The sequence below is a fragment of the Bacillus sp. NPDC057893 genome (assembly GCF_042796455.1).
Taxonomy (GTDB): Bacteria; Bacillota; Bacilli; order Bacillales; family Bacillaceae_G; genus Bacillus_A.
This window is the reverse complement of sequence record NZ_JBHVNG010000002.1, coordinates 696,479-708,706: the sequence shown is the minus strand read 5'-3', so window position 1 is coordinate 708,706 and position 12,228 is coordinate 696,479. Positions and strand designations below refer to the sequence as shown.

General features: G+C 36.7%; 13 protein-coding genes and 1 pseudogene. 2 read left to right on the top strand and 12 right to left on the bottom strand.

The window, feature by feature from the left end; genetic code table 11:
* Window positions 1–110: 110 nt before the first annotated feature.
* The 5 genes from ACFVQC_RS12335 to ACFVQC_RS12315 form a co-directional block, all read right to left on the bottom strand.
* Entirely contained in the window at window positions 111–1,133 is a 1,023-nt protein-coding gene (locus tag ACFVQC_RS12335) for an NAD(P)H-dependent glycerol-3-phosphate dehydrogenase (RefSeq protein WP_002149360.1), read from the bottom strand.
* Window positions 1,134–1,151: 18 nt separating this feature from the next.
* Window positions 1,152–2,462, bottom strand: coding sequence for a ribosome biogenesis GTPase Der (gene der, locus ACFVQC_RS12330; protein ID WP_002011811.1), 1,311 nt, complete (start codon window positions 2,460–2,462; stop codon window positions 1,152–1,154).
* Between the two features lie 124 nt (window positions 2,463–2,586).
* Window positions 2,587–2,772 (bottom strand): capping complex subunit for YIEGIA, encoded by a 186-nt coding sequence (locus ACFVQC_RS12325; RefSeq protein ID WP_002086624.1) that lies wholly within the window; start codon window positions 2,770–2,772, stop codon window positions 2,587–2,589.
* Window positions 2,769–3,662 (bottom strand): YIEGIA family protein, encoded by an 894-nt coding sequence (locus ACFVQC_RS12320; RefSeq protein WP_002135269.1) that lies wholly within the window; start codon window positions 3,660–3,662, stop codon window positions 2,769–2,771. The genes ACFVQC_RS12325 and ACFVQC_RS12320 overlap by 4 nt, the downstream gene beginning before the upstream one ends.
* The gene (locus ACFVQC_RS12315; RefSeq protein WP_377891529.1) at window positions 3,655–4,266 is read right to left on the bottom strand and encodes a YphA family membrane protein; all 612 of its coding nucleotides are present in this window, start codon (window positions 4,264–4,266) and stop codon (window positions 3,655–3,657) included. The genes ACFVQC_RS12320 and ACFVQC_RS12315 overlap by 8 nt, the downstream gene beginning before the upstream one ends.
* A gap of 117 nt (window positions 4,267–4,383) precedes the next feature.
* Between ACFVQC_RS12315 and ACFVQC_RS12310 the strand changes: the two genes are divergently transcribed.
* On the top strand, window positions 4,384–4,518 hold the full coding sequence (locus ACFVQC_RS12310; protein WP_113937048.1) for a YpzI family protein: 135 nt from the start codon (window positions 4,384–4,386) through the stop codon (window positions 4,516–4,518).
* A 132-nt stretch (window positions 4,519–4,650) separates the two neighbouring features.
* On the opposite strand, the pseudogene ACFVQC_RS12305 reads toward ACFVQC_RS12310, so the two are convergent.
* The 5 genes and pseudogenes from ACFVQC_RS12305 to ACFVQC_RS12285 form a co-directional block, all read right to left on the bottom strand.
* A pseudogene (locus ACFVQC_RS12305) lies at window positions 4,651–5,439 on the bottom strand (hypothetical protein).
* A 411-nt stretch (window positions 5,440–5,850) separates the two neighbouring features.
* A complete protein-coding gene (gene fni / locus ACFVQC_RS12300; protein ID WP_377891531.1) occupies window positions 5,851–6,900 on the bottom strand; it encodes a type 2 isopentenyl-diphosphate Delta-isomerase in 1,050 nt (349 codons plus the stop codon).
* A 12-nt stretch (window positions 6,901–6,912) separates the two neighbouring features.
* The gene (gene rpsA / locus ACFVQC_RS12295; RefSeq protein ID WP_002030757.1) at window positions 6,913–8,061 is read right to left on the bottom strand and encodes a 30S ribosomal protein S1; all 1,149 of its coding nucleotides are present in this window, start codon (window positions 8,059–8,061) and stop codon (window positions 6,913–6,915) included.
* 335 nt (window positions 8,062–8,396) lie between these two features.
* Window positions 8,397–9,074: a (d)CMP kinase gene (cmk, locus tag ACFVQC_RS12290; protein ID WP_002149374.1), complete on the bottom strand. Its 678-nt coding sequence runs from the start codon at window positions 9,072–9,074 to the stop codon at window positions 8,397–8,399.
* 131 nt (window positions 9,075–9,205) lie between these two features.
* Window positions 9,206–9,379: a DUF5359 family protein gene (locus ACFVQC_RS12285; protein WP_377893261.1), complete on the bottom strand. Its 174-nt coding sequence runs from the start codon at window positions 9,377–9,379 to the stop codon at window positions 9,206–9,208.
* A gap of 212 nt (window positions 9,380–9,591) precedes the next feature.
* Here ACFVQC_RS12285 and ansA point away from each other — a divergent pair, with 212 nt between their 5' ends.
* A complete protein-coding gene (ansA, locus tag ACFVQC_RS12280; RefSeq protein WP_080019176.1) occupies window positions 9,592–10,566 on the top strand; it encodes an asparaginase in 975 nt (324 codons plus the stop codon).
* A 32-nt stretch (window positions 10,567–10,598) separates the two neighbouring features.
* On the opposite strand, the gene ACFVQC_RS12275 is transcribed toward ansA, so the two are convergent.
* Together ACFVQC_RS12275 and ACFVQC_RS12270 are read right to left on the bottom strand one after the other, a co-directional pair.
* Window positions 10,599–11,579 carry a YpdA family putative bacillithiol disulfide reductase gene (locus ACFVQC_RS12275; RefSeq protein ID WP_377893263.1) on the bottom strand — a complete coding sequence of 327 codons (981 nt, stop codon included), beginning with the start codon at window positions 11,577–11,579 and terminating at the stop codon, window positions 10,599–10,601.
* A 109-nt stretch (window positions 11,580–11,688) separates the two neighbouring features.
* Window positions 11,689–12,219, bottom strand: a complete 531-nt coding sequence (locus tag ACFVQC_RS12270; protein WP_002149378.1) for a peptidoglycan recognition protein family protein — start codon at window positions 12,217–12,219, stop codon at window positions 11,689–11,691.
* Between the last annotated feature and the right edge of the window lie 9 nt (window positions 12,220–12,228).

The following is a 12,228-nucleotide window of genomic DNA, read 5'->3' as shown; positions in this document are numbered from 1 at the left end:
CCTCTCCTCAAGTTACTCTTCATCCTATGCAGAGATGAAAAATTGGTGAAAAGACCCATAAAAAATAAAAAAAAACGGTAGAAGTACGAAATGTACTTCTACCGCTTCCTTTATAACAAATCAGGTATCGCTTCAACTTCATGTTTTCGGACACGTCCCATCAATGAGCCTACTGCATCTTTCACATTATTCCCATTGAACAGCACGTCATATAAAGCAGCTGTAATCGGCATTTCAACTTCCATTTTCTCTGCCAATTCATGAGCAGCTTTCGTTGTTCTTACACCTTCTACAACCATACCCATACTTTCTAATACTTCTTCTAAAGAGTGCCCTTTTCCAAGCATATTTCCAGCACGCCAATTTCGGCTATGCACACTTGTACAAGTTACAATTAAGTCCCCCATACCAGTTAGACCAGCAAACGTTAACGGATTTCCGCCCATTTTTCTTCCTAAACGAGCAATCTCTGTTAAACCACGTGTCATTAATGCCGCTTTCGCATTATCACCTAATCCAAGCCCGTCAGTTATCCCCGCAGCTAGTGCAATAATATTTTTTAAAGCACCACCAAGTTCAACTCCAACGATATCTGGGTTTGTATATACACGGAAATAGCTATTCATAAACAAATCTTGTACTCCCTCAGCCGCTTCCATACGCTTTGCTGCAGACGTAACAGTTGTCGCTTGACGCAATCCAACTTCTTCAGCGTGACTCGGCCCAGATAGTACAACAACATCCTTAATCAAGCTCTCTGGAATTTCTTCCTCAATCACTTCCGAAATACGTTTTGACGTACCTGGTTCGATTCCTTTACTTGCATGAATCCAAGTAATTGGCTCTGTAACAATTTCTTTCATCTCTTGCAATACGTCTCGGTACGCTTTCGTCGGTACTACTAGCAGTACTGTATTTACATCTACTAATGCTTCTTCTAAAGAAGAGTAGGCTACGATTGTGCTTGGCAATGTAATCCCTGGAAGATATCTACTGTTCTCACGCTTCGTATTAATTTCATTCATGAGTTCAGGACGGTTTCCCCAAATACGTACATCATGCCCATTGTCAGCTAATACCATCGCTAACGCTGTTCCCCAGCTACCTGCTCCTATTACTGTGATTTTTGTCATAAAATCACATCCTCTCCATTAGTCTCTTGCTCTAGCGATAATGTGAATCGGCGTTCCTACAAAACCGAATGCTTCACGTAAACGATTCTTTAAGAAGCGCTCATATGAAAAGTGCATTAATTCTGTATCGTTTACAAATATAACAAATGTTGGTGGTTTTACCGCAACCTGTGTCGCATAGAAGATTTTCAGACGGCTACCATTATGTGTCGGCGTTGGATTCATCGCTACCGCATCCATAATTACATCATTTAATACATTCGTTTGTACACGGATGCTATGGCTTTCATTTACCTCATTGATAACCGGTAATAACGTTTGTGTACGCTTTTTCGTTTTCGCAGATAAGAATACAATCGGTGCATACTCTAAAAATTGGAAATGAGCACGGATGTTTTCTTCAAATGCTTTCATTGTTTTTTCATCTTTTTTCACTGCATCCCATTTGTTTACAACGATAATAACAGCTCGTCCTGAATCATGAGCATATCCAGCGATTTTTTTATCTTGCTCAATAATTCCTTCTTCTCCGTCTAAAACGACTAAAACAACGTCAGAACGTTCAATCGCTCTAAGTGCACGAAGTACACTATACTTTTCTGTACTTTCGTATACTTTCCCTTTTTTACGCATACCAGCTGTATCGATGATTACATAATCTTGATCATCTTTACTATATGGTGTATCGACAGCATCACGTGTCGTCCCCGCTATATTACTTACAATTACACGTTCTTGACCAAGAAGTGCATTTACAAGTGATGATTTCCCTACGTTTGGACGTCCAATTAAAGAGAAACGGATTGTTTCATCGTCATACGCTTCTTCTTCAATCTTTGGAAAATGATTTGCAGCTTCATCTAACAAATCACCAAGTCCTAAACCGTGTGTACCTGAAATCGGGAACGGCTCGCCAAATCCTAATGCATAAAAATCATAAATATCACTACGCATGTCTGGATTATCAACCTTATTTACCGCAAGTACAATTGGTTTTTTAGAACGGTATAAAATTTTAGCAACTTCTTCATCTGCTGCAGTTACACCATCGCGACCATTCGTCATAAAAATGATAACATCTGCTTCATCAATCGCTACTTCCGCCTGTTGACGAATTTGTGTCAAGAACGGCTCGTCTCCAATATCAATTCCACCTGTATCAATAATGTTAAACTCATGATTTAACCATTCTCCCGCACTATAAATACGGTCTCGCGTTATACCTGGTATATCTTCTACGATTGAAACTCTTTCTCCAACAATTCTATTGAAAATAGTAGATTTCCCTACGTTCGGGCGGCCTACTATCGCTATTACTGGTTTCGGCATATACTTTCATCCTTTCAACTTGCTTCTGTTTATTATGTAAAAAACCCTTCTTTGTGCAAGAAGGGATTTGCATTCCAGAATATTTCTCAACGTATCAAAACACCTCACATTATACCACACGTTACTAATGTTTCACAATAATATATACATTATCTTGTAAGCGATGTGCAATACCATCTAAAATAGCCTCTAAATTATTTGCAACAAATTCCAGTTCCTCTGTCGACTCGCAAATAAATAAAGGGGCACCACCTGCAAATTTCTCTGGCGTTGTTGTAATGACTGCGAGAATAACACTTTCTAACATCATCTCTTATCTCCCCTTCCTTTCGGAGCTTCTGATGACATATGAACAGCACTCTCTAATGTTGGTACATTTCCGATTACCCCTATCGCTTTTTCTGCATCTTGATCTTGCGGCAGAACAAAAACCCCAACTCTCCCATCCTCTAAATCACGCTTCGCTAACGGTACAAGTGCCGGCGTTCCAGAATCTCTATATATTCCTAAAGCAACCGAAACATCATGTAAAATAGCTTGCCGTTGTCCTAAGTTTGAGATTGTAACCATCGCATCTATCGATTTCGGTTTTAAAATAAATCCCATTCCATATTTCATAATTTCTTCTTGCCTTGCTGGCAATCCAATATTCATAATGTAAATATTATCAATATAAAGTCCCGCTCCTTCAAAACGAAGTGGAACGTGCTCTATTTCTACAAGGTCATGAAGTCTTTTACCTGACATTAATTTTTTCGCAATGAAAAAACTTACTATACCAGTAATTACCCCGGCAATCCATGAATCGAATCCTATATACGCAAACGTTGTTACAAACGACGTTAACATCGCCAAGTAGTTACGACTTTCAAATACTAATGCAATTCCTTCAATGTATGTATTACCACGTGGTACGAGCTCATATCCATCTAATTGTTGAAGCGTATTTCTTTCCATATTGCGCACATCACGAAATTGCGTCGCTGCTAACGTAAGAAATGTAATTGCAGAGAAATCTTTTTTCAAAACAGACGGAATCGCAATTGCTCCTAAGGCAGCCGCAATTAATCCCATCGCGATATGAATAATTTTCCCGTGGAGCCTCGTCGGATATTGCCTCGTATCGGTACGAAGCATTAACAACCTAGTTATTGTACCTGCAATTACGCCACATAAAATAGCTGGTGTATATTCAGTCATGTATTACCCTCGCCTTTCTTTTACGTGTTTTCCTCTTAAATTGTTCCATATATACTGATGCTTTCGTAATCCAAAGTAACATCGCCATAAATAAAGTGGAAACAGCAGCAACATCTAAAAAAGCTAAACTGCCATATTCATAAGGAAAATGTAATTTACGAAAAATAAGCGTCACCAACAATTCACCTTGTAACATCCCTATATATAAGGAGCATAATCGTAATATGCGATCCCCGTGCAATAAAACCGATGCATACACAAGTGCACCACTTAACAGCAACAACCTATCAACCACAATCCAAATTGGATCATATACTTCTAACAAATGAAAGCTTGTATATAACATTGCAATAATAAGTGCCGAAAGTAAGGTATATAATTTTTTCCAAATAGAATATAACGTGATGCCTACAAAAGAAATAATACAAAGCAAAAGGGCATTTACCGATATCGTGAAAGACGCAATCGTCACATTTAACGGAGAACAAATAATAAAAATTAATATACAAGCACTTATCTTCCAACGAATAGATTCTTTTTTCATAAAAAAGGTCACGACAATCCACCCTATCCAAGCAACAAAATAAAAAGTACTCCCATCCATCACTTCACCTCCTATGTTTTCCATTATGGGAACTTTTTATGAAAGTTAATCCCCCTTTTCTTTGTGCATAGTTTTTCTCATAACAGCAAAACTTTTAATAAGGAGGTGTAACTCACAATGGGTAAAGATCGCCAAGAACGAAAACTAAGAGAATCACGCCGCGTTGAATCTGATCGCGACCGATCACTTCAATATCCCGGTGCAACAAGTCTTGATACACCGGAGCAAGCTCGAAAACAGAATCAGCATTAAATAAAGTGAAACTTCAGTGAGTAGGATCCATCCCACTGATTATTAGCCCACACCAATCGGGCTTTTACGGGCAATACAAAAAGACGGTTTCGATAATGTACGAAACCGTCTTTTTACACAATTATTTTATTTCTACTCGTAATATAATTCTTTTGTTTTCGCATTATAAACCCTATCACTTGATGAGGCATCAATCGTAACTATGCCTGTTGGTTTTTAGAATATGTAATAACATAATACGTATGAAGAGAAGGAGTTTTACTCTTTACCTCAACACGTACATAATCCGTCTCTCCTATTTCATTTAACTTTCGCTCAACCTCTTTTTTTTACGCCTACAATATCTTCTTTTTCCTCTTTAATTTCCCGACTCATAATGGTATTTCCTTGATCAGAAAGTAATACTACTTCAGCATTACTTAAACTCACCTCACTTGATATATCAAAATAGTAATTCACATGCGAATCTTCCGATGGATTTTTGTCTTCTCCTAATTCCCTTGGCAAAATTAGTGCTTCTATTCCACTTCCTGCATTCACCATTGGATTCCTATACAATTTATTCCCGACTGCGATTGCAATATTCGCCGTTTTAATTGTTGATTGTACTGTTGTTGAACTAGAATCCCCTTCTCTTACATTTGAAGTTAATGAAATTTCAACCTTTTTATTATATGCAGAAATCGCTGTATCTTCTCTTATATTTCGTGCATGGATATTAACATCTTCACTATTATATGTAATGCGTCCTATCGTATTTTTACTATTTGAAGATATATTATCTCCTTTTTTATTAACACCCTCATCCCCTAAATTATCGTAATTTTTTTCTTGTTTCTTTTGACTCTTAAATAGCAATCTCTTATCTTGTTTTATCGCTAACCAGCTATATAGAGAGGAATACTTTCTTACTTTTGCCATGTTTCTCTCCACAAACATGGCAAAAGTAAGAACCCTCCAATAATTCAGCAGCACATTTTCTACATTTCTTCATTTTTATAACCCCTTTTTCAATCATAGCTTTTTCGTATAATATTCATATATACATTTATCGCGATATAAATTCTCTCTTTTTTCCATTTATAGAATTATAACTTCCCGCCCGGACCCTTGATTTTTTACAGACTGTGTCTTAACCTCTTTTTCCGTTCTGTGTCAACATGAAAAAAATAGCCCTTCACCTGACCCTTTTGGATCAGGTGAAGGGCTATTTTCTTAGTTTCTATCATTTATTATTGTTTTCATTTAATAAAATTTAAAAGATATCAGAGTGTTGGAAACCCTAAAGGGTTTCTCAACACTCTGAAAAAAATCAACCGGACGGTTGATTTTTTATCGCCTACTATAATGTGCAGTGTCAATCCCTCGCTGCGCTAACCAATGATATGTTTCGCCTTTTACAACAAGAGGTACAGATTGCAACTCTTCTATCGTCTTCACGCCAAGAGCTGTCATAATAAATTTTAAATCTGTATGTAAAAGATCGATTTCATCCACTAACTTCTCAACACCAACTTGCATTAAAATACGTAAAAAGTATCCAGCAAACGCAGTTGTATTCGCCCCTAATGCGATTGCCTTCGCCACGTCAATTGCTGTTTGTATACCCCCAGATGCAATAAAAGAGAGGTTATTATTTGTAGAGGTTGCTTCAATAATCGAGGTAGCTGTTTGTATGCCCCAGTTATTAAAATAAGAAAGCATTCGCTGTCTTCTTTCATTTTCAACAGCAGCAAAATTCGTACCACCTTGTCCGCCAATATCAATTGCTGTTATACCTATACTCGCTAACTGTTGTACTGTTTCCTTACTCATTCCAAATCCCACTTCTTTTACAATGACAGGAACTTTACTGTTTAAAACAATTTGTTCAATTCGCCGAAGTACACCAGTAAAATCACGGTCTCCTTCTGGCATCGTTAACTCTTGTATGACATTTAAATGAATTTGCAGTGCATTCGCTTCAATCATATCAACGGCACGCTCTGCCTGTTCGACAGTTGCCTCACTCCCCAAATTAGCAAAGAAAATACCATTTGGGTTTACCTTTCTGACGATCTTATAAGAAGCCGCCTCGCTTTCATTTTTTAAAGCTGCCATTTGCGACCCTACAGCCATAGCAAGGTTATGATGTTTCGCTACATATGCTAATTGCTCATTAATATGTAATGTTTGCTCTCCTCCACCACCAGTCATCGCATTGATAAAAATCGGCGAACTTAGTGAAAGTTCGCCGATTTTTGTTTCACATGTTACAGTATCATAACTTGAATTTGGTAAGCTTTGATGCACAAAATCAATATCATGAAAGCCATGCGTACGAGACTGACCAGTAGAAAGAGCATATTCAATATGATCTAATTTACGTTTTGCCCTTACCACTTGTACCCCTCTTTATTTCTTTAATTTTTTCAGTTGTTCACCAATAATATCACTTAACTGGAAAGTAGCAGAATCAGCATTTGGCTCATATTGGCTATAATCTTCTGTTACATTATTTTCTTCAAGCGTTTCTTTTATGCTTAAAGAAATACGTTTTTCTGCTACATGGACTTCAAGTACTTTCACTTTTACTTCTTGTCCCATTTCCAATACTTCATTTGGATTTTTCACGTGACGATTTGCAATTTGAGATACATGCACAAGCCCTTCAACACCAGGTAAAATTTCAACAAATGCACCGAATGTAACAAGGCGTTTTACTACGCCCTCACGAATATCTCCAGCCTTTATTTCGCCAGCAACATTTTCCCAAGGTCCCGGCTGAGCTGCTTTAATTGATAAAGAAATACGTTGCGTATCAGCATCAACAGATAACACTTTTACCTTTACCTTTTGACCTTGCTCTAATACCTCAGAAGGTTGCTCTACACGTTCGTGTGAAATTTGTGAAATGTGAACTAAACCGTCCACACCACCAACGTTAACGAAAGCACCAAAATCCGTTAATCGTTGTACTGTTCCTTCAACAATATCCCCTTCTTTTAACGAAGAGATTGCTTCTTTTTTCTTAGAATCTAGTTCTAGTTCTACTACCGCTTTATGTGAAAGAATAACACGATTTTTTTCACGGTCTAATTCAACAATTTTCACCGCTAATGTTTTTCCTTTATAGTCAGCAAAGTCTTCTACATAATGTACCTCTACAAGTGAAGCCGGGATAAAACCACGAACACCAAGGTCCACAACTAACCCACCATTCACAATATCTTTTACAGTAACATCAAATACATGACCAGAATTAAATTTTTCTTGTAATTCTACCCACGCTTTTTCTGCGTCAACAGCTCTCTTAGATAAAACAAGATCATCATCTTCTAATTTAATAATTTTCAATTCAAGTGTTTGATCTAATTCTACAACATCGCTTGCTTTTTCAATATGAACGTTAGCTAATTCACTAATCGGAATTACGCCATCTGTTTTGTATCCAACATTTACAAGCACTTGTTTCTCTTCAACTTTCGTTACAGACCCTGTAACAACATCACCGACTTGTAATTCTTTTGAATTCATAACTTCTTCATTCATTTTCTCTACCATGGAAATACCTCCCTACAGAATTGACAAAGCATTTTTATGTATATACGAAATGAAAACAAATATTTTCATTTGCATGTTTAAGAATTTATCATCACATACTCAGTTTTAATATATTTTATAAGAAAATATATTAATTCTATATAAATAGTATACAGCAAAATCGTCTTGAATAAAGTATGTTTTGAAATATAATAGCGAATATATTCTGACAGTTTCATTCCTCTTTAACTAACTTCTAATAAATTGACTCATTTGTCAAGAAAAGCAACTCATAATTCACTTATCCTTTACAATTCTAAACAAACAAAAAAAGAAAGAGGATAATCCCCCTTTCTTTATTTCGCAAACACTCCTGAAACAATCCCCATAATTTTTTGGACAACCTCTTCAATTGATAAAGAAGTTGTATCTAATTCCAATGCATCATCAGCTTTTTTCAAAGGAGAAACTTCGCGTTCTGAATCTAATTTATCACGCCTAGCAATTTCTTCTTTTAACTGCTCTAAATTAGAATCGAAACCTTTATTCATATTTTCTAAATGTCTTCTTTCCGCTCTTTCTTCTACAGAAGCAAGCATAAAGATTTTCACTTCAGCATCTGGTAGTACATGTGTACCAATATCACGACCATCCATTACTACGCCGCCTTTTTTAGCTAACTCTTGTTGACGACGTACCATTTCTTCACGAACAAGACGATGCTTTGCTACAATAGATACTCGATTCGTCACATCTGGCGTACGAATCACTTCAGAAACATCTTGTCCATTTAAAAATACAAGTTGTGTATTTTCCCCTTGCTGAAATTCAATATTTACATTTTTTACAACTTCCATTAACTTTTCTTCATTTTCAATATCCACTTTTTGTTCAAGGGCTGCATATGTAATAGCACGGTACATTGCGCCTGTATCAATGTACACATATGAAAGTTTTTTCGCAACAACTTTTGCAACTGTACTTTTCCCAGCAGCCGCTGGACCATCTATAGCAATCGAAATTTGTTTATCCATTGTAACACCTCATTTTTCACTTATAAAAACAAAACGAAAAGCAGGTATTCTCCCCCTGCTTCTTCTCATTTGCCTCACGTCATTAAATCCTCAATTATTGTAGCATAATCCATCATAGAAGAAAATGAAAACTACTTATTCACCTGTAAGATTTCCGCCTTATTTCGCGTGACGACACCTTCGTAATAAACAATTTTCGATAAATATTTCACTGAAGATTTATGTATAAAAAGCAGTTGGACGACAGAAAGACAAATAAATTGAATCAGTAATATACGAATTATAATTTTCTCCACTTTTTTCAAAAAACTCACTCCTTCCCTCTCTACACTTACACATCGTCTCCTATAATTTTCCACAAACAAAACCTAACCTAATAACCACTTACCGAAGCACACTTAAAGTAATTTATTTTATTGTCATTTTCTAACCATACTTTTATACATTTTCATTGTCGAATTTACTCAAAACATGTTATGTTCTAAATGTATTTTTCAACTTGAAAGGGGTATAAGCATTGAAAAGAATCCTAGTTTTACACACAGGTGGAACAATTGCAATGGAGGAAGATAAAGAAACCGGGGTCGTACAACCAGGTGAAAAGAATCCTCTTTTAAAATTTATTCCTGATTTAGAAGGCGATGTTGATTTAATTGTCGAAGATGTGTTCCATCTTCCATCTCCTCACATGACTCCTAGCGAAATGCTACAATTACAAGTCATCATTGACGAAAGAGTAAGACAAGATGATATTCACGGCGTAGTCATTACGCATGGTACCGATACATTAGAAGAGACAGCTTATTTTCTTGATTTAACAGTTCAAGCAACGATCCCAATCGTTGTGACAGGAGCAATGCGTTCTAGTAATGAATTAGGCGCTGATGGTCTATATAATTTCTTATCAGCTGTAAAAGTTGCTAGTAGTAATGAAGCTGCTAAAAAAGGCGTTCTAGTCGTATTAAACGACGAAATACATTGTGCTACAAATGTAACAAAAACGCACACAAGTAATGTCGCGACATTCCAAAGTCCACAGTACGGACCAATTGGCATGGTAACAAAACGTGGTGTTGTTTTCCATCATGCTTTAGTGCATCACGAAACATGCACAGTACGACAAATTTCTAAAAACGTTGTCGTTCTAAAAGCATACGCAGGTATGGATGATACATTATTATCAGCAATTGAAACACTACCAGTAGACGGAATTGTTATTGAAGCACTTGGACAAGGTAATTTACCTCCAAGAACACTTCCAAGTCTAGAACGATTAATAGGCAAAGGAATTCCTGTCGTATTAGTGTCTCGCTGTTTCAACGGTATCGTTCAAGATGTATATTCGTATGAAGGTGGCGGCAAGCAATTGAAAGATATGGGCGTTATATTCACATACGGTTTAAATGCTCAAAAGGCGCGTATTAAATTATTAGTCGCATTAGAGAATACAAATTCTCATGAAGCAATCCAAAATATGTATATGCACGATTAAAAAAGAAGCTGTCGAATTTCGACAGCTTCTTTTTATTCTTCTCTTGATGCAATGGTTTGCGCAATCGCATCTCCATGGAATCTACCGTTCTCGATAAATATTTCATTTGCGTTATTCCCCGCAGCAATTACACCTGCAATAAAAATATTTTCAGCGTTTGTTTCCATACTACCCTGTGTATAAATCGGGCGTCCTGTTTCTTCATCAATCCGAACTCCCATTTTTGTTAAGAAGCTGTGGTCTGGATGGTAACCCGTCATAGCAAATACAAAATCGTTTTGAATTGTATTTGCCTCACCATCTACTGTATACGTCAACGTATGCTCAGTAATTTCTTTTACATGCGCATGGAAATGCATTTGAATTGTCCCATTTCGTACTAGCGCCTCAAATTCCGGCAAAATCCACGGCTTAATACTTGGCGAGTATTCCCCGCCACGGTATAGAACTGCTACACGTGCACCCGATTTAACAAGCTCTAACGCCGCATCTATACTTGAATTTTTACCACCTATTACGACGACATCTCGATCAAAATAAGGATGTCCTTCTTTGAAATAATGAGCTACTTTCTCAAGTTTCTCACCAGGTACATTCATATAATTCGGGTTATCATAATATCCAGTTGCGACAACAATGTATTTCGCCACATATATTTCTTTGTTTCCATCACGCTTCTTCGTTTCAACTTTAAAAACATCACCATCTTTTTGAACTTGTTCCACTCGTTCAAATGCATTTACACGTATAGATTTACGCTTTACTACTTCACGATAATACGCAAGCGCTTGATTACGAAATGGCTTACGATTTTCTGTAATAAAAGCAACTTCACCAATTTCTAATTTTTCACTAGAGGAGAAAAATGTTTGATGAGTTGGATAATTATAAATTGCATTTACTATGTTTCCTTTTTCGATTACTAACGGATTTAACCCCACTTTTTGCAACGAAATCGCCGCTGCTAATCCGCATGGACCGCCTCCGATAATAATAACTGTTTCTTTTTGCATACTCGGTTCACTCCTAGTCTTCTACCTCTGCTTTATTTATATAAACAAGAAAAAACCTACTTACAGCAGTAGGCACCTATCTTTATTGTATTCATTTTTCATATATTTGTCATCTAAACGAAACATACATCCGATAGACATCTGCTAAAAACTGCTGAAATTTAATTCCTTGTTGCCCTAATACATTTTCAGGATCGATTTTCCGAGTAGGATCCAACGTTTTGTGTGACACAATAGCCTTTTTAGGATTTAAACCGAAATTTTGACATAAATAAGCATGATACCATGTAAAACGAGTATATGCCTCCCAAAAGTTTACGTCGCCACCATAGCAAAGTTCAACCCCAATTGCGGCCTTATTCGCATCATAACCGAATAAATCATTATCCGTTGGCACATTGTATCTAACATGATACGCAACTTCATTTATAGGGACAATTTCTAATATTGTTTTATCATCAATAAATGTATGCGCTGAAGCTTTCGGTTGTATTTCATTAAAGTAATCCCGATTTCCTATCGCATTGCTACCAGGGTTCCCCGTGTCATGACTTACAATAAATCTTACTTTTGAAAGAGGAATTCCTGGTCGTGAATTTCCATACCCAATATAATTACGCTCAATAGGGAACATCGCCATTACTACCAA

Coding starts and splice junctions, on each gene's coding strand:
- der (WP_002011811.1), bottom strand. CDS start 2,462: ATGCCGAAACCAGTAATAGCGATAGTAGGCCGCCCGAACGTAGGGAAA.
- cmk (WP_002149374.1), bottom strand. CDS start 9,074: ATGGATAAACAAATTTCGATTGCTATAGATGGTCCAGCGGCTGCTGGG.
- ACFVQC_RS12270 (WP_002149378.1), bottom strand. CDS start 12,219: ATGGCGATGTTCCCTATTGAGCGTAATTATATTGGGTATGGAAATTCA.
- ACFVQC_RS12275 (WP_377893263.1), bottom strand. CDS start 11,579: ATGCAAAAAGAAACAGTTATTATTATCGGAGGCGGTCCATGCGGATTA.
- ACFVQC_RS12315 (WP_377891529.1), bottom strand. CDS start 4,266: ATGGATGGGAGTACTTTTTATTTTGTTGCTTGGATAGGGTGGATTGTC.
- rpsA (WP_002030757.1), bottom strand. CDS start 8,061: ATGGTAGAGAAAATGAATGAAGAAGTTATGAATTCAAAAGAATTACAA.
- ACFVQC_RS12325 (WP_002086624.1), bottom strand. CDS start 2,772: ATGATGTTAGAAAGTGTTATTCTCGCAGTCATTACAACAACGCCAGAG.
- ACFVQC_RS12335 (WP_002149360.1), bottom strand. CDS start 1,133: ATGACAAAAATCACAGTAATAGGAGCAGGTAGCTGGGGAACAGCGTTA.
- ACFVQC_RS12310 (WP_113937048.1), top strand. CDS start 4,384: ATGGGTAAAGATCGCCAAGAACGAAAACTAAGAGAATCACGCCGCGTT.
- ACFVQC_RS12320 (WP_002135269.1), bottom strand. CDS start 3,662: ATGACTGAATATACACCAGCTATTTTATGTGGCGTAATTGCAGGTACA.